Source organism: Streptomyces krungchingensis, from assembly GCF_054729265.1.
The window spans coordinates 8,876,718-8,893,680 of sequence record NZ_JBPUKY010000001.1 but is presented as its reverse complement, the minus strand read 5'-3'; the positions used below and the strand labels follow the sequence as shown (position 1 = coordinate 8,893,680).

The following is a 16,963-nucleotide window of genomic DNA, read 5'->3' as shown; positions in this document are numbered from 1 at the left end:
TCAGCCCTGCTGCTGGAGCAGCCGGTCGGAGGCCTTGACAGCGTTGTCAAGTGCTGCCTTGGGGCTCTCCTTGCCCTGCAGCGCCTTGGCGACCTCGTTGCGCAGCGCCGTCTTCATCTGCTCGCTGAACAGGACCGGGGTGTAGTTCACCGCGTTCTTCAAGGACTTGGCGGCGGCGATGCGCACCCGCGTCTCGTCGGTCCCGTCCTCCTTGGTGAAGTAGGGGTCGTCGAGCGATCCGGCCGTGCTCGGGAAGATCGCGACCTTCTTGGCGAAGGACATCTGGTTCTGCGCGTCGGTGACGTAGTGCGCGAAGGCGACGGCGGCCGGCGTGTGCTTGGTGCGCGCGTTGACCATCACGCCCATGACGTACATGTTCACCTTGCCGGTGCTGGTGATCTGGTCCGTGATGCCGATGTTCCTGTACAGGTTCGGCGCCTGCTTCTTGAAGTTTCCGAGGTCCAGCGCGCTGCCCGGGTTCATGGCGACGGCACCGGTGAGGAACTTCTTGCCGGACGACTCGGGGGTCGCGGTCAGGGCCTGCGGGTCGAGCGCCTTGGCGTCGTACAACTCCTTGTACTTCGTGAGGAGTTCGACACCCTTGGCGTCGTTGAAGGCGAAGCCGGTGCCCTGCTTGTTCATGAGCTCGACGCCATAGCGGCCGAAGTCCTCGATGGTGGGCACGTTGGCGAGCGTGGCGACCTTGCCGTCGCTCTTCTTCGCCAGCTGGAGCGCCTCGGTGAAGAGTTCGTCGTACGTGGTGGGCGGCTTGGAGGCGTCGAGCCCGGCCTCCTTGAAGAGCGACTTGTTGTAGAACAGCGGCCCGGTGTTGAGGTACCAGGGGAAGGCGTAGGTCCCGTTCATCCCCGGGATCTGGTGGCTCGCCCAGGCGCCGTCGAGGTACTCCTTCTTGTACTGCGCGGCGGACTTGTCGAGGTCGAGCGCGAGGCCCGCCTTGGCGAGCGGCGCGACCAGGTCGGGCGAGACGTTGACCACGTCGGGCAGGGTGCCGCCGGCCGCGTCGGCGCTGATCTTGTCGGCGTAGCCCTCCGCGGGCTGGTCGATCCACTTCACGTGGGTGCCGGGGTACTTCTTCTCGAAGTCGGCGATCACGCCTTCGAAGTACGGCTTGAAGTTGGCCCTCAGGTTCCAGGTCTGGAAGGTGATGTCGCCCTCGATCTTGCCGGAGGCGTCCGTGGAGCCGCCGGCGTCGTCCCCGGAGCCGCAGGCACTCAGCGGCAGGACGAGGGCGACGGCGGCGGCGACGAGGGCTCTGCGGGGTATGGGCACGGTGACACGGCTCCCTTGCGGCGTCGGCGGGTGGTGCGCGGAGGTGGCGCCAGCGACCTTGCCCGGCACGCTTCGGGAAAGTCAATGGATTCGGGCGGACTAAATGAATCCGCAGAGCATTAGTCCAGGTCAGGGGTGTGCCACCACACACTTGCAGGTTCTCACTAATGCGCTTTAGGGTTGGATCACTCAAGCGCATTAGTGCATGGCTCGGAGAAATGGGGGGTCAGGTGCCAGCCAAGCGGTCACCCGCGCGCCGGCCGACGATGAAGGACATCGCGCGGCGCGCCGGGGTCTCCGAGAGCGCGGTCTCCTTCGCGCTCAACGACCGGCCCGGTGTCTCCGAGGTCACGCGCGATCGGGTGCGCCGGGTCGCCGAACAACTGGGCTGGCGGCCCAGCACTGCGGCACGCCAGCTGTCCGGTGAGGGAGCGGCCACGGTCGGCCTCGTGGTGGCGCGCCCCGCCGACACGCTCGGCGTCGACTCCTTCTTCCTCCAGCTCATCTCCGGCATCCAGGAGGTGCTGGCGGAGCGTCATCTCGGCCTCCTCTTCCAGGTGGTCGAGGACGTGGACGCCGAGTGCGGTGTCTACCGTCGCTGGTGGGCCGAGCACCGGGTGGACGGAGTGATGGTGGTCGACCCGCGCGTCGACGATCCGCGTCCGGACCTGCTCGACGAACTGGGCCTGCCCGCCGTGGTGATCGGCGGCGTGCCGGACGCCCGGCACCCCGGGCTGTCGACCGTGTGGGCGGACGACGCGGGTGCGATGGCCGCGGTCGTCGACGAGCTGTACTCGCTCGGCCACCGCCGGATCGTGCACATCGCGGGTCTGCCGGGGCTCGCCCACACCGAGCGGCGGATCCGTACGCTGCGCGCGGAGGCCGTGCGGCGCGGTCTGACCGAGGTCCGCTCGGTGCCCACCGACTACTCCGACTCGGAGGCCGCCGCGGTGACCCGCCGCGTGTTGGAGGGCGGCACCCCGCCGACCGCGCTCGTCTACGACAACGACGTGATGGCCGTCGCCGGCGTCGCCGCCGCCACCGAGCTGGGCTTCTCCGTGCCGGGCCAGGTGTCGGTGGTGGCGTGGGAGGACTCCGCGCTGTGCCGCATGGTCAAGCCCTGGCTGTCCGCGCTCTCCCGGGACACGGTGGAGTTCGGGCGCACCGCCGCGCAGGAGCTGACCGCGCTCCTCGACGGCGGTCCGGCGCGGACCGTGCAGGTCCCGGTGCCTCGCCTGATCGAGCGGGACAGCACGGGACCCTGCGGGGCGTGACCGGCCGGGGCGGCCCGCCGGCCCATCGGCCGCCCCGTCTCACCGCGCCGCCTGCGCCGTGCCCGTCCTGCCCGCACCCCGCGTCCCGCGACCGCCCCCGCATCCCGTACCACGCGCCCGTCCCGCATACGCCCCGCGTCCCGCGAGCGCCCCGCCCGCGCCCCGCGTCCCGTGCTCGTCCCGCCCGCGGCCCGCGCCTCGGCTGCTTCACTCCGCGCGCACCCTGCGTCCCGCCTGCTCCCCTCCGCACCCGCGCCCTGCGTCCGCGCCTTGCCTCGCCCCTCGCCCCCTCGCCCCTCGCCCCTCGCCCCTCGCCCCTCGCCCCTCGCTCCCCGCGATCTCACCCGTTCGGGGCACCCTCCGGGGCGGCTGCCTCCGTCCGCGTGCGTGCCCGCCCGAGTGTGCGCACGGTGGGACGTACGGACTTCGTGACGACGGTGAGGGGCGATGATCGTATCGGTGGTGTCGATGCCGGAGGGGCTCGTCACACACACGGACGCGGCGGAGGCACGTGCGCGGCTCGCCACGTCCGCCTTCGTGCTCGTCGACGTCGAGCTCCCCGAAGAAGCGGCACCCGACGAAGAGCCACTCGCCCCCCAGCTCGGCCTCGACGCCGGACGTTACGCCTGGTTCGGCAGGAAGGACGAACCCGTGCGGGCCGAGTACCAGGGGGACAGGGCGACCTTCGTCGTACCGATGTACCTGGAGGACCGGGTCGCCCATGTCCACGTCCTGGTCACCGAGCGGTACCTGGTCACGGCCCACCGGGGGCGGGTCGAGCCACTGGAGAACCTCACCTCGCAGATGCCGGAGGAAAGGCCCGACGACGCCGTGGCCGTGCTGTTCCTGATGCTGCAGGCGGCATTGGAGACCTTCCGACGGGCCGCCGTGGCGGCCCTTCTGACGGTGGAGGACCTCGAGGACGAGATGTTCGAGAACCGTCGCGCGGAGCAGGTCTACCGTCTCTCGCAGTTGCGGCGGCGCGCGGCCCTCCTGCACCACTCGCTGCTGCCCTACCTCCAGACGATGGACGAGATCATCACGCGGCGCATGCTGAGCAGCACCTTCCCCGAGGCACGCCAGCGGCTCGCCCGGGAGTTCCAGCAGGCGTGCAGGCTGGTGCTCACGGACATCGAGTCCCTCCAGGACGCCACCCGTCGCGCCTTCGCCAGCTACACGTCCCTGGTCTCCGGCGAACAGAACGGCGTGATCAACCGGCTGGCCATCGTGTCGACCATCTTCCTGCCGCTCTCCTTCCTCACCGGGTACTTCGGCATGAACTTCACCTATCTGACGGACGAGTTGGAGAGCGGAGTGGTCTTCTGGCTGCTCGCCGTCGGGTTGCAGGTCCTCTCCCTGGTCGGCGCCCTGTACGTACTGCACCGCACGAACCTCTGGCGACGCCTGCGCGACGAGGGCTATGAGGACCGGTGAGCCCGGGCGCGCGAGCGGGTGGCTCCCGTACCGCGCCGGGCCGCACGGAGCGCTCCGGGTGACGGCGGACAGGTGCGCGTGCCCGCGGAGCGGTGGCGGGCCGGTGGCCCGGCCGACCGGTTCGATGCCGAAGCGCACGCCGGACGGCCGCCCCCGGCGTCCGCGGTCCGTCGCGCTACAGGACCCCACCCGACTGGTGGCCGGTCCGGCTCCCGGCCGCCGGAGGCCCGGATGGACGTGATCCACTTCCGTATGGTCATGCCGACCGCGCTGACCCGGCCCGCACTCGACCTGCTCACCTCGGACGATCGCGTCCTCAACGTGGTGGTCGTGCGATCGGTTCGCGTCCCGGACGGCGACGCGGTCGAGTGCGACGTGCTGAAGGGCGCCGCCGACACGGTGCTGGGAGACCTGCGCGAGCTGGGCGTCGACCGTGCGGGGGCGATCGCCGTCGACGGCGTGGACCTGATGTTCTCGCGCGGTGCGGAGCGGATCGAGGCCTCCCGGCCCGGCGCGCACGCGCCGCTGTGGGCCGCGGTCGAGGCCCGCATCCGGGCCGAGGGGACCTACCCGCCGTCCTTCTACCTGTTCCTGGTCATCGCCGGGATCATCGGGGCCGTCGGCATCATGACGAACTCGCAGATCCTCATCGTGGGCGCCATGGTGGTCGGTCCCGAGTACCGGGCGATCACCAGCATCGCCCTCGGCCTCGACCAGGGCAACCGGCGCCTGGTCCGGGAGGGGGTGCGCGCGCTGACGGCCGGTTTCCTGCTGGCCATCGCGGTCACCCTGGTGTTCGCCGTGCTGTCGCGCGCCGCCCACCTCCAGTCCCAGGCCTACGAGCTGGGTCTGCGACCCGTCTCCCACCTCATCGACACGCCCGACTTCTTCTCCGTCGTCGTCGCCTTCCTCGCCGGCGTCGTCGGGATCGTCTCGCTGACCGAGTCCCGCGGCAGCGCCCTGCTCGGGGTTTTCATCTCCGTGACGACGATTCCCGCCGCCTCCGACATCGCCGTCTCGGTCGCCTTCGCCGAATGGCGCCAGGCCCGGGGGTCGCTGCTCCAGCTGCTGCTCAACGTGGTCGTCCTCGTGGGCGTCGGGGTGCTCACCCTTCGTCTCCAGCGTCGTCTGTGGCGCCGTGTCGCCGGCAGGACCGCCCGGCGTCCGAAGCGTCCGTAACGTCCGCGCGGGAGGCCGGGACGCACCCGCGCGGGAGGGCGGCGGGACGGCCGGGCCGCGCCCGTCCGGCCCCGCTCCGGGCCGGCGGGACGGAGTCCGGCCCTCGACTTAGGCTGATCAGGGGGGTGCGTTCGGGTGGATCCCGTACCGGAAGGGGCGCGCCGATGGACGACTACCCGCTGATCGAGAACCACGGCCTGCTGGGCGACCTGCAGACCGCGGCGCTGGTGACCGCCGACGGTACGGTCGACTGGTTCTGCGTCCCGCGGTTCGACTCCCCCAGCGTGTTCGGCGCACTCCTGGACAAGGAGAAGGGCGGGCACTGCACGGTGCGCCCGGTACACGCGATGTACGCGACCCGGCAGCTGTACCTCCCCGACACGGCGGTCCTGGTCACCCGGTTCATGACCGAGGCGGGCGCCGGCGAGGTGATCGACTTCATGCCCGTGACGGGGAAGACGGTCACGTCCCGCCACCGGCTGGTCCGCATGGTCCGCTGCGTACGCGGAAGCATGACGTTCGACGTCACCGTCGCCCCCCGGTTCGACTACGGCCGCCAGACCCACCGCATGCACCTCACCGAGCACGGAGCGGTGTTCGCCGCACAGGACGGCACGGAACTCACCGTGCACTCCATCCGCGAACCGGAGGACGAGCAGATGCTCGACGTCCTCATGGACCGGCAGGACGACCTGCACTTCGCACTGACCCTCGAAGCGGGCCGGCAGCGCGGGCTGATCCTGGAGTGGGGCGCCGACGGGCCTCCCCACGCGTTCCGTCTGGCCGACTACCAGCGGCTCTTCGACGACACCGTCACGTTCTGGCGCTCCTGGATGGGGCAGTCGCGGTACTCGGGACGCTGGCGGGAGGCGGTCGAACGCTCCGCGATCACACTGAAACTGATGACCTACGCCCCCAGCGGCGCGCTGGTGGCCGCCCCGACGGCGGCACTGCCCGAGCAACTGGGCGGCGAGCGCAACTGGGACTACCGCTTCACCTGGATCCGTGATGCCTCCTTCTCCGTGTACGCCCTGCTGGGACTGGGTTTCACCGAGGAGGCCAAGGCCTTCATCAGATGGCTGGGCAGCCGGGTCAAGGAGCGGGCCGGCAGCGACGGGGACTCCGGACCTCTCAACATCATGTACAAGGTCGACGGCTCCTCCGATCTGGAGGAGCAGGTCCTCGACCACTGGGAGGGCTACGCGCGTTCCGCGCCGGTGCGGATCGGCAACGGCGCCGCCACCCAGCTCCAGTTGGACATCTACGGCGAGGCGCTGGACAGCATCCACTTCGCGGACCGGCACGGAATCCAGCTGGGGCACCACGGATGGACGTCGCTGCTGACGAACCTCGACTGGCTGGCCGACCACTGGGACGAGGCGGGCGACGGCCTGTGGGAGAGCCGCGGCGGACGCAAGAACTACACGTACGGCCGTGTGATGTCGTGGGTGGCCTTCGACCGCGCTCTGCGGCTCGCCGAGTCGAACGGCCGGCCCGCGGCGGCAGCACGCTGGCACAGAGCGCGCGACGACATCTACGAGCAGGTCATGACCGAGGGGTGGAGCGAGGAACGCCGGGCCTTCGTCCAGCACTACGGCGGTGAGGTGCTCGACTCCTCGCTGCTGCGCATGGCGACGGTGGGGTTCATCACTCCCGAGGACCCGCTGTGGATCTCGACCCTCGACGCCATGGAGGAGGAGCTGGTCAGCGACAGTCTGGTCTACCGATACGATCCCGCGGCCTCGCCCGACGGGCTGCGCGGCACGGAGGGCACCTTCTCGCTGTGCACGTTCATGTACGTCGACGCGCTGGCACGCGCCGGGCGGACCAACAGGGCCCGGCTGGTGTTCGAGAAGATGCTGGGGTACGCCAACCATCTGGGCCTGTACGCCGAGGAGATCGACCTGACAGGCCGTCAACTCGGTAACTTCCCACAGGCGTTCACGCATCTCGCACTCATCGACGCCGCCATCACGCTGAACGCGTCGCTCGACCGGCGGTGACCGGAGCCGGTCAGCCGTGCACCGGCCCGCCCGGCACCGGCGCGGGTCCGAACAGGACGAGTGCGTCACCGGCCGCGGCGGTGACCGGCTGTGCCCCGGTGACCGGCTCCAGCCGCCCGTCGCGCCGTACGACGAACAGGGTCTCGTGGCCCGGCGGAGGCGGGTCCGTGGCGGGCCACACGTGGAACCGGGCGCCCCGCGCGTAGCGGGTCGCCACGTCGTGCCGGGCGAGTTCCGGGCCGAAGAGCGTGTCACCGACGGTGTAGGGGGCGACGACGCCCCGGCTGTCGGGCGGCGGGCCGATGCGGTGGACCGGTCCGTCGACGCTGTCCGCCATGACGATCGAGGCCAGCGCATTGAAATCGTCGTCGTCCGTGAGCAGGTAGAGCGATGTGACACCCTCCAGCCGGGCCTGCGGATCGGTGGCCGCGGACATGAGTTCGCCGGCGGCCGGCTCGATCCCGGCTTCCTCGATGCGGTTCCTGTCCTCGGCGGAGCCGGCCCACATCAGCACGTCGAGTCCCGCGCCGCGCAGTGTCCGGGCGAGATCGACCACCCACTGGGCGCCGCCCACCAGCAACGGGCGGGCGCGCTCGGGGCGGGCGATGCCGAGCTTGGTGGCCACCGGTCTCACCGTCAGCGCGTAGACCACGACCGTCCCGACGATGACCAGGAAGGTGACGGGGAGGATCTTGTCCGCGCCCTGCAGGCCGGCGGCGTCGAGCGACGCGGCGAACGTCGTGGCGGTGGACGCCGCGACGATGCCGCGCGGAGCCAGCCAGCCGATGAAGGCGCGCTCGGGCGCGACGACGTCCGTCCCCGCGGTGGACACCAGGGCGACCAGCGGTCTGACCACGAGGACGAGCACGGCGACGAGCACGAGTGTGGGCAGCAGGACCGGGAGGACCGCCTTCGGCGCCACCGTGGCCGAGATGGCGATGAACAGCAGGCCGATGATCAGCTGGACGAGCGTCTCGAAGAACGGCCGGCGGGCGGGCAGGTCGAAGCCGGGGAGGTTCGCGACCGTCAGCCCCGCGATGATCGCGGCGATGAGCCCGGTGTCGGCGAACACCATGTCGCAGCCCGCGGCCACCACGACGACGGTGCCCAGCTGGGCGAGCGTGCCGAGCGTCTCGCCGAGGCGGAGCACGCGCAGGGTGAACCACAGCAGTGCGGCGCCGACCGCGCCGCCGGCCAGTCCGACGGCGATGCCGGCGACGAACGCACCGAAGCGGAAATGACCGGCCTGGAGACCGCCGGAGACGATGGAGTGCAGGGCGACGGCGCCGAGGATGCCCCCGACGGGATCGATCAGGGACCCTTCCCACACCAGGATCCGCCGCACCTTGTCCGACGGCCTGACGTGGTCGAGCAGCGGTCCGACCACGGTCGGTCCGGACACCACGAGGACGACGCCGATCACGCTGGCCACGGCCAGGGGCACACCGAGCAGGGCGGGCCCCAGCGCGAGGACGGTTCCCCAGGTGAGCAGTACGCCGGTCACCATGAGCCGTACGACGACCTTGCGCGTGGCGCCCTTGAGATGGCGCAGGTCCAGCCCGAGACCGGCGTCGTAGAGGATGATCGCCACCGACAGCGACACCAGTGGTGAGAAGGCCTCGCCGAGGAGCCGGTCGGGATGGACCACGTCGGTGAGGGCTCCGGCGGCGAACCCGACGGGCAGCAGCACGATCAGGGCCGGGATCCGCAGCCGGCTCGCGAAGATCTGGGAGCCCACGGCGAGCAGGACGGTCAGACCGATGCCGAGCAGGATGTCGTCCTCGGTCATCGCGGCGTCGCTCCTCCGCGTGCCCCGTGCGCGGCCGCCATGCGGTCAGCCCTCGTCACCGCTGCCGCCGCTGCCGCCGCGGCGCAGATCGGCGTCGGTGAGGCCCTCCAGTTCGCCCTGGGTGTCCAGCCAGTAGAGCAGGGCGACCGCGGGGATGATCAGCAGGACCGCGACGAGGGTGACGAACGTCAGCCAGCGCAGTGTGGTGTGCGCACCGGCGCCCTCCGCGATCGTCATCGACGTCGGGATGAGGTAGGGGCGCTGTGCCATGCCCCAGGCGATGACGGACGACGCGACCACGGTGACGGCGCTCACCCGGGCCCAGCCTCCGGAGGGACGCATCAGCAGCCAGGCCGTCGTGAGCGTGCTCAGTGCGGCCACGACGACGAAGAACAGGCCGACGCCGTGGGTGAGCCCGTGCCACAGGTGGGGGGCGTCGCCGTGCGTGACGAACAGCGTGACCAGGGCGAGGACGGCGACGGCGGCCAGGGCGCCCAGGGCCCGCCGCCGGAAGTAGCCGTCGAGATCGGGGGCGTCGAAGCGCCGGGCGTCCGCCGCCAGGAAGACACCGCCGAGCAGTGCGGTCGTGGCGACGGCGAGGAGACCGAACAGGAGCGAGGTGGGGTTGGCCCACGCCTCGGTCGCCGCCATGGTCCCCGCCGTCACCCGGCCCGAGGCCACTCCCCCGGCCGCGGCGCCGAGGAAGAACGGCGTCAGCAGCGAGGAGACGGCGAACACGGCTCCGTACAGCCGGCGGCCCGCCAGCCGCCGGCTGGGTTTGCGCAGGGCGAAGCCGGCGCCGCGCAGGACGGTGCCGACGACGGCCAGCGCCAGGGGCAGCCACATCGCCGTGAACACCTGCTGGAAGAAGACCGGGAACCCCGTCCACATGATGACCAGCACGAAGATGAGCCAGACGTTGTTGACCTCCCATACGGGGGCCATCGCGTGGTCGATGAGCCAGCGGGGGCGCTTGCCGCGTTCGGCTCCGCCCGCGGTCAGGTCCCAGAAGCCGGCTCCGTAGTCGGTGCCTCCGGCGCAGGCGTAGGCGGTGATCACGAGCAGCAGGACGACGGCGACGACTCCGGCGATCACGGTCGGCCTCCCGGGGCGGAGGAGGGTCCGTCGCCGCCGGTGCGGGCGGTGTCGGCCGCCGCGACCGCGGACCGCGGCCCGTACGGGGTGTCCGTCTCCGGCGTCTCCCCGGGTGTGGCGGGGCCGGAGTGCTCGTCGGCGAGGCGCCAGCGGGTCCGCATCTTCAGCAGCACCACCAGGAACGACCCGAGGACGAAGACGTACACCGCGACGACGATGCCGAAGGTGATCCACAGAGCGGTGGAACGCGTCGACGTGACCGCATCGGCGACCCGCATGTTCTCGTACACGATCCAGGGCTGGCGGCCCACCTCGGTGGTGATCCAGCCGCATTCGACGGCGACGACGGAGGCCACGCCCGCGCACGCCGCGCCGCGGAAGAACCACGGGGAGGTGGGCAGCCGACGGCGCCACAGCCACAGGACGCCGTACCAGAGGGCGAGCAGGAGCAGCAGTGAGCCGATGAAGACCATGGCGTCGAACGCGAAGTGCGTGATGGTGGCCTGGGTGGCGGTGGGCCGGTCGCTCGCGGGGACGGAGGTCAGTCCGGTCACTTTCGTGTCGGGGCGGAAACCGGCGAGGATCGAGTCGAGTTGGGGGATCTTGATGCCGCCGGAGACCGTGCCGTCGGGGTGCAGCCGGCCGAACAGGTACTCCGGCACATGGGTGTCGGTGTTCCAGACGATCTCCATGGCGGCGAACTTCACCGGCTGTTTGTGGAACACCTGGCGGGCGATGGAGTCGCCGAGCATGAACTGCACCGGCGTGAGCACCGCGGCCACCGTGAACGGGACGGCGAAGCCGAGCCGGTGATACCGGTCCCGGCGCCCGCGCAGCCAACCGACCGCGTAGACACCCGCCACGACGTAGCCCGCCGTCACGAACATCGCCACGACGAAATGCCAGTACTGCGGGCCGAACATGGGCGTGAAGATCGCCTTCCAGATCTTCACGTCGACCGGGTTGCCGGCGGAGTCGAGGGTGAAGCCCCGCGGGGTGTTCATCCAGGAGTTGGCGGCCAGGATGCCGAAGGCACCCAGCAGGGCCGCGAAGGGCAGGGGCAGGCCGAGCAGGAAGTGGGTGCGGGGCGGAAGCCTTCGCCAGCCGTAGAGATAGATGGCGATGAGCACGGCTTCGAGGAAGAAGGCCCAGGCCTCGACGCCGAACCCGATGCCGAAGACATCGCCCCACCGGCCCATCATGCCGGGCCACAGCAGCCCGAACTCGAAGGACAGCACGGTGCCGGTGACGACCCCGATGGCGAACTGGACCGCCATGACCGCGGACCACCGCCGCGCCAGCAGCAGTGCGTCCGGGTCTCCTCGGCGCAGCCCGTAGCCGTGCATGACGAGTGTGATCAGCGGCAGCGCGACGCCCAGCGGCACGAGGATGATGTGCGAGGCCAGGGTGAAGGCCATCATCGATCTGGCCGGGAGCATCTGCGCCGGCGCGTCCGTCAGCAGGGCGACAGCGATGTGCATGTGAGTCTCTCCAGGGCCGGCACGACGAGGGGTGTCAGCCGCCGGTGGCGAAGCCGGGGAAGAGGGTCATGCCGCCGTCCACGTAGACGGTGGTGCCCACGACGTAGTCCATGAGGTCCGAGGCGAGGGCGACGACCGCGTAGGCGATGTCCTCGGGGTCGCCGATACGGTCGTACGGGATCAGCCGCAGGAGGTCCTCGCGGGCCTGAGGGGTCTCCCAGGCGCTGCGGTTGATCGGGGTCTTGATGGCGCCGGGGGCGACCGCGTTCACCCGGATCTTCTTCGGGGCGAGTTCCTGGGCCAGGGTCTGCATCATCATCTGCACGCCGCCCTTGGAGGAGGCGTAGTTGACGTGCCCGGCCCACGGGATGATCTGGTGCACCGAGCTCATGCAGATGATCTTCCCTGCGGCGCGTGACACCTCGGGGACGACGCCGCGCCGCAGGAACTCCTTCGTCGCCTCCCGGGCACAGAGGAACTGGCCGGTGAGGTTGACGTCCAGCACCTTCTGCCACTGGGCGACGGTCATCTCGGTGAAGGCGGAGTCACGCTGCAGCCCGGCGTTGGCGACGAGGATGTCGATGGTGCCGAACTCCTCGACCATCCGGTCCGTCATGGCGACGACCTGGCCCTCGTCGGACACGTCCGCCTCGTAGGCCGCGGCCCGCACCCCGAAGGCGGTGATCTCCTCGACCACCTTCTCGGCTTCCTCGCCGCCGGCCACGTAGTTCACGACCACGTCCGCTCCCGCCCGGCCCAGGGCGACGGCCGTGGCCCGGCCGATCCCGGAGTTGGCTCCGGTCACCAGTGCCTTCTGGCCCTTGAGCAGGTGGGCGGGGACCACGCCCTGAGGTGCGCCCTCGGAACTCACGATGACTCTCTCCTCGATCACGGGACCCGGTCGGCCGGGCCGCGGCCCGGAGGTTTCGGGTGTCACACGACCACCGTGAACGCGTGTGCGCATGTCGGGAGCCACGGTGTTGCGCTGGGCGGCTGAGGAACTTCGCCCGGTCGGAGGCGGGGCGTCCGCCGTGGTTCAGGACAGCCGTTCGACGATGTGGTCGCCGACCCGGAGGGCGTTGGCGATGGCCGTCAGGGACGGGTTGACCGCGCCGATGCTCGGGAAGAAGCTCGTGTCCACGACGTAGAGGTTGTCGAGGTCGTGGGCCAGTCGTGCAGGGCCAGGGTCTTCTGGAACCGGGTGTCGTTGAGTTCCTTCGAAATCGCCATCAGGGCAAGGTTGTTGTGGCGCATGTAGTGCCGGCCGACCACGTCCGAGCTGTTCGCCAGTCCGCCCGGGTGCCGGTCGTTCGCCGAGACCAGGAGCAGGATCGCGGAGTTGACCGCAACTGGAGTGGGTGGCCCCGCCGCTCGCGTCCTGGGTGAGGTCGACGCCGATCGGCAGGTGGAAGGGGTGCAGTCCCTGCTTCTCCAGGTCGTCGCTCAACTGCTGGATGCGCGACTCGTGTTCGACCGGCGGGTAGGCGTACTGACCGCTGTACGGGCCTTCCCACGGGTCCTCACCGTGCCGGCCGTGCACCAGGTAGAGGTGTTCGGCCTCGGTGTAGTACGGCTCCAGGTCCTCGTAGCGGATCGGCCAGGCGGGAGAGACGCCGTCGTGGTGGCGCAGTTCCCCGAAGTCCTCCGGACGCAGCCGGAACAGCGCGGCACCGTAGAACTTGGTGTTGCCGCCGACGTAGTGATTGACCTCGGGCGGGAACTCGTTGCCGTGGCCCGCGGCGGCGCGGCACCCGGAGCGCCGTCGGGTCCCGTCCGTCACAGGACGGCGATGGGGTTCACCGGAGAGCCCGTGGCGGACGGCAGCCGCAGGGGCGCGACCACGCACAGGAAGTGCCGGCGGCCCGACTCGTCGCACACCGGCACGAGTTCCTCGAAGTCCAGGTAGTCCATGAGGTGCATTCCCATGGCCTGCACGGCCAGTACGTGGACCGGGAACGCGACGTCGGCCACGACGCTCGGGGCCGTGTCGTTGTTGCCGTCCGATCCGAGGGCGGCGACGCCCCGCTCGGCCAGGAAGTCCATCGCGGTCGGATGCAGACCCGCACGCGCCCGTGCCGCGTCCCAGGGGCCGAGGCGGCGACGCCGCAGGCGGTGCCCCACCCGTACGAACAGCAGGTCGCCCGGGCCGACCGTGACGTCCTGGGCGGCCTCGGCGGCTGCCAGTTCGTCGGCGGTCACCGCGTCGCCGGGGTCGAGCCACGGCACGCCCCGCAGACGCGGGATGTCCAAGAGGACCCCGCGGCCGACGATGCCGTCCCGCACGAGGTCCACGGTCAGCGCGCCGGCACCGTCGGGGGTCACGGTGCTCGCCGGGACACCGCCGTAGAGCTCACCGTCGAAGATCACATGGCAGAGTGCGTCCAGGTGGCTGTCCGCGTCGCCGTGCACGTTCATGGCAAATCTGTCGAGGGCGAACCGGAGTCCGTGCCCGTCGGCGTCCCCGTCCGCCGGGGCGATCATCGAGTGGGACGCCGGGTGCGGGTCGTCCGGGCCCGGGCTGGTCTCGACGGGAGCGGCGAGCGACACGGTGCGCCCGGACCGGACCCCGGCCGCGGCGGCCACCACGCGTTCGGGCGTGAGACGGCTCAGCGTCCCGCGCCGCGGGTCCGTGCCGCCGTCGAGGGCCGGTGCGCGCAGCCGGTCGTACAGGGACCGGAATGCCGCCTCGGACATGGGCGGCGGCGCCGTCGCGTGCGACGGCGCCGGGTGGTGCCGGTCCGGGCTCATGACGACGACGGCGGGCGGGCGCCGGGGCTCACCGGGGCGTGGTCCCGGTTCCGTACGGACGATGCGTCACGTGAGGTCCTCCTCGTGAGCGCGGGCTGTGCTTCCAATGTCTGCCTCCGCGGGGCCCGGCGCATCCCGGGCCCCGCTCCCCCGCCCGTTACACCTGCTGGTCCACCTTGAACACCCACACGTACCGTCCCGCCCGGCGGGCGGTCTCCGGTACGTCGATCACCAGCGCGCCGTTGCGCACCGTCCAGCTCAGCGGCCGGTCGTGGCCCAGCATGGTCACCTTGTCCCCGGCGCGGACCGGCACCGGTGCCTCGACGGTCAGCCGGGCGCCGGGGGCGGCCAGCGAGTGGATGTAGAAGGCCTCGTTCTGCCGCACGGTGAACCGCAGGTCCTCGCCGAGCTGCGCCATCCGCGACCAGTACGTGGTGTCGTAGATCGCCTCGCCGTTGGTCCGCAGCCAGCGCCCGGTCTCGCGCAGCCGGGTCTGCATGATCTCCGGAATGGTGCCGTCGGCGCGCGGGCCGATGTCGAGCAGGAAGTTGCCGTTCTTCGAGACGATGTCGACGAGGCTGCGGACGACCTCCTCCGCGGTCATGTACTCGGCGTCCGGCGTGGCCCGGTTGTAGCCGTAGCTGAACGGGTCGAGTCCCCTGCTGGACTCCCACTTGGCGACGACGGTGTTCTCGTACGTCGTGTACTCGGGTGTCGTGAAGTCGTGGAAGCCGATGCCCGCACGGTTGTTGACGGCCACCTCGTACGGCTGCGGGCGGTTCTTGCCGTGGTTGAAGTACTCCGCGAGCACGTTCAGGCTGTCGTTGGCGCCGCCGATGTCGCACCACAGCACGGACGGGTCGTAGCCGTGGATCAGCTCCAGCATCTGCGGGGCCTGATAGTCCTTCACATAGTCCTTGCCCGCGGTGTATCCGGTGTACGGGACGGGCTCCTGGGTGTACGGATTGCGCGGGGCGTGGCCCATCCAGGGGTTGTCGGGGTTGAACCACTCGGGCATGGAGAAGTAGAGGCCCCGGTGCAGTTCCGGCGTGAACCGCTTGGAGGCGTCGAAGAGTTCACGGATCAGATCCCGCTTCGGGCCCATCCGCACGGCGTTGCGGTCGGCGACCTTGGTGTCCCACAGCGCGAATCCCTCGTGGTGCTTCGAGGTCAGCACGTGGTACTGGGCTCCCGCGTCGCGGAACAGCTCGACCCAGGCCCTGGGGTCGAACCGCTCGGCCGTGAACATCGGGATGAAGTCGTCGTAGGCGAAGTCCTCCCCGTACGTGTCCCGGTGGTACGCGTGGACGGCGTTGTCCGGGCTCTGCATGTGGTTCCAGTACCACTCGGCGTACTGCTTGCCGACGGGCGACCAGGCGGGCACCGAGTAGACGCCCCAGTGGATGAAGATGCCGAACTTGGCGCGGTGGAACCAGTAGGGGGCCTGGTGGCCGGAGAGCGACTCCTCGGTGGGCCGGTAGTCCGGGATCCCGAGCGTGAGGTCGGCGGCGGAGGAGGCGGCCCGGCCGCCGCGTCCGCCGACGGTGACCGTGCCCCGTCGGACGGTTCCCGGTGTCGTGCCCACGCGGTTGCGGATGCCGACCCTGACGCGTGCCTGCTCACCGGGATCGAGGCGGGTCACGTGCGCGGGCTCGACGGTGCGGGCGCCCGGTACGTCGACACCGACCGTCACCCGGTCCGCGGCGAGGAGGGTGACGGAGCCCGCGTTCACGACGGTGGCCTCGACGCTCTGGGCGCCGCTCGACTCCAGGAGCGAGAAGGTGGAGTGCGCGTCCCGCAGGGCCAGGGCCCGCCCCTGGGCGGCGGGTTGCAGGGACAGGGCGAAGACGTGCAGGGAGGTCTTGTTCTCCTCGGCGGGGTCGGTGGTGGGCAGGGTCAGGGCGACGGCCTCGCGCTGCGGGTCCATCCAGACCTCCGCCGTGCCGATCCCGACGGGGTGCGCGTCCTTGGTGCCGTCCGGCTTGTAGCGGTACGGCGCCGACAGGGAACCGCCGCCCGCGTACCAGTCCGAGCCGCCGAGTCCGGCGGTCGTCGTGGAGCCGTCGGCGTAGTGCACGGTGGCCTGGCCCGAGGCGTTGCCGTAGCTGCCCGCGGTGAGGAACAGGGCGGACAGGTAGCGCCCTTTGGGCAGGTCGATGCGCTGCCCGAGGGCGACCACGTTGTTCCGGGCGCCCGCGCCGGAGGAGGGGAACCGGAAGGCGGTGCCGTTCACCTCGACGGGGCCGGCCGGGAGCTCCTCACCCGGGAAGGTGTAGCCGGAGCCGTCGAAGTTCCCGCCGCGTGCCGCGGCGGTGTCGAGGCCGTCGTTGTCGAAGTGCGCGTCGAGCGGGACGGGGACCGGATCGGGGACCGTGACCCACTGGTCCGCGGCTGCCTCGCCGGCGGCCCCGGCCGGCTCAGGCCGTCCCTGTTCCGCGCTGCCCGCGTGTGCCGGGCCGGCGAGGGGAAGGGCGGCCGCCGCGGCGGCGCCCGCCGCGGCTCCCAGTACCTGACGTCTTGGATGCATGCTCATGAGCGGCTCCATTCATCGGATGTCTGATGATTGATGCGCCACAAAAAGCTGTCAATGGGGCCCGCAGGACCGGAAGTTGGAGCAGTGATCGGATGATCTCCCGGCTGCCGGACTCACGTGAGAGCTGCGCCAGGGGG

General features: G+C 70.9%; 11 protein-coding genes and 1 pseudogene. 4 read left to right on the top strand and 8 right to left on the bottom strand.

The window, feature by feature from the left end; all coding sequences use genetic code 11:
• Complete coding sequence (locus ACSYGO_RS38560; RefSeq protein WP_426676783.1) at positions 1 to 1,290, bottom strand: ABC transporter substrate-binding protein; 1,290 nt, start codon at positions 1,288 to 1,290, stop codon at positions 1 to 3.
• Positions 1,291 to 1,520: 230 nt separating this feature from the next.
• On the opposite strand from ACSYGO_RS38560, the gene ACSYGO_RS38555 reads away from it, so the two are divergent.
• The 4 genes from ACSYGO_RS38555 (at position 1,521) to ACSYGO_RS38540 (ending at position 7,180) form a co-directional block, all read left to right on the top strand.
• Positions 1,521 to 2,564: a LacI family DNA-binding transcriptional regulator gene (locus ACSYGO_RS38555; protein ID WP_432174026.1), complete on the top strand. Its 1,044-nt coding sequence runs from the start codon at positions 1,521 to 1,523 to the stop codon at positions 2,562 to 2,564.
• Positions 2,565 to 3,011: 447 nt separating this feature from the next.
• On the top strand, positions 3,012 to 3,998 hold the full coding sequence (locus ACSYGO_RS38550) for a magnesium transporter CorA family protein (protein WP_426676784.1): 987 nt from the start codon (positions 3,012 to 3,014) through the stop codon (positions 3,996 to 3,998).
• 231 nt (positions 3,999 to 4,229) lie between these two features.
• Positions 4,230 to 5,177, top strand: coding sequence for a DUF389 domain-containing protein (locus ACSYGO_RS38545; protein ID WP_432174028.1), 948 nt, complete (start codon positions 4,230 to 4,232; stop codon positions 5,175 to 5,177).
• A 164-nt stretch (positions 5,178 to 5,341) separates the two neighbouring features.
• A complete protein-coding gene (locus ACSYGO_RS38540; protein WP_460389488.1) occupies positions 5,342 to 7,180 on the top strand; it encodes a glycoside hydrolase family 15 protein in 1,839 nt (612 codons plus the stop codon).
• 10 nt (positions 7,181 to 7,190) lie between these two features.
• Here ACSYGO_RS38540 and ACSYGO_RS38535 read toward each other — a convergent pair whose 3' ends face one another.
• The 7 genes and pseudogenes from ACSYGO_RS38535 to ACSYGO_RS38505 form a co-directional block, all read right to left on the bottom strand.
• On the bottom strand, positions 7,191 to 8,969 hold the full coding sequence (locus ACSYGO_RS38535) for a cation:proton antiporter (RefSeq protein ID WP_460389487.1): 1,779 nt from the start codon (positions 8,967 to 8,969) through the stop codon (positions 7,191 to 7,193).
• Between the two features lie 45 nt (positions 8,970 to 9,014).
• Positions 9,015 to 10,064: a cytochrome d ubiquinol oxidase subunit II gene (locus tag ACSYGO_RS38530; protein WP_426676788.1), complete on the bottom strand. Its 1,050-nt coding sequence runs from the start codon at positions 10,062 to 10,064 to the stop codon at positions 9,015 to 9,017.
• Entirely contained in the window at positions 10,061 to 11,545 is a 1,485-nt protein-coding gene (locus ACSYGO_RS38525) for a cytochrome ubiquinol oxidase subunit I (RefSeq protein WP_460389486.1), read from the bottom strand. The genes ACSYGO_RS38530 and ACSYGO_RS38525 overlap by 4 nt, the downstream gene beginning before the upstream one ends.
• Before the next feature lie 34 nt (positions 11,546 to 11,579).
• Entirely contained in the window at positions 11,580 to 12,374 is a 795-nt protein-coding gene (locus tag ACSYGO_RS38520; protein WP_426676924.1) for an SDR family oxidoreductase, read from the bottom strand.
• 207 nt (positions 12,375 to 12,581) lie between these two features.
• Positions 12,582 to 13,277: pseudogene (locus tag ACSYGO_RS38515) on the bottom strand (GMC oxidoreductase); the annotation flags it as partial.
• Positions 13,278 to 13,321: 44 nt separating this feature from the next.
• Positions 13,322 to 14,239 (bottom strand): cyclase family protein, encoded by a 918-nt coding sequence (locus tag ACSYGO_RS38510; RefSeq protein ID WP_426676790.1) that lies wholly within the window; start codon positions 14,237 to 14,239, stop codon positions 13,322 to 13,324.
• A 211-nt stretch (positions 14,240 to 14,450) separates the two neighbouring features.
• Positions 14,451 to 16,826, bottom strand: coding sequence for an alpha-L-fucosidase (locus ACSYGO_RS38505; protein ID WP_460389485.1), 2,376 nt, complete (start codon positions 16,824 to 16,826; stop codon positions 14,451 to 14,453).
• Positions 16,827 to 16,963: the final 137 nt, after the last annotated feature.

Excerpts from the sequence above, each read along its gene's own strand:
- ACSYGO_RS38550 (WP_426676784.1), top strand. The coding sequence starts at position 3,012 with ATGATCGTATCGGTGGTGTCGATGCCGGAGGGGCTCGTCACACACACG.
- ACSYGO_RS38545 (WP_432174028.1), top strand. The coding sequence starts at position 4,230 with ATGGACGTGATCCACTTCCGTATGGTCATGCCGACCGCGCTGACCCGG.
- ACSYGO_RS38540 (WP_460389488.1), top strand. The coding sequence starts at position 5,342 with ATGGACGACTACCCGCTGATCGAGAACCACGGCCTGCTGGGCGACCTG.
- ACSYGO_RS38535 (WP_460389487.1), bottom strand. The coding sequence starts at position 8,969 with ATGACCGAGGACGACATCCTGCTCGGCATCGGTCTGACCGTCCTGCTC.
- ACSYGO_RS38525 (WP_460389486.1), bottom strand. The coding sequence starts at position 11,545 with ATGCACATCGCTGTCGCCCTGCTGACGGACGCGCCGGCGCAGATGCTC.
- ACSYGO_RS38510 (WP_426676790.1), bottom strand. The coding sequence starts at position 14,239 with ATGTCCGAGGCGGCATTCCGGTCCCTGTACGACCGGCTGCGCGCACCG.
- ACSYGO_RS38505 (WP_460389485.1), bottom strand. The coding sequence starts at position 16,826 with ATGAGCATGCATCCAAGACGTCAGGTACTGGGAGCCGCGGCGGGCGCC.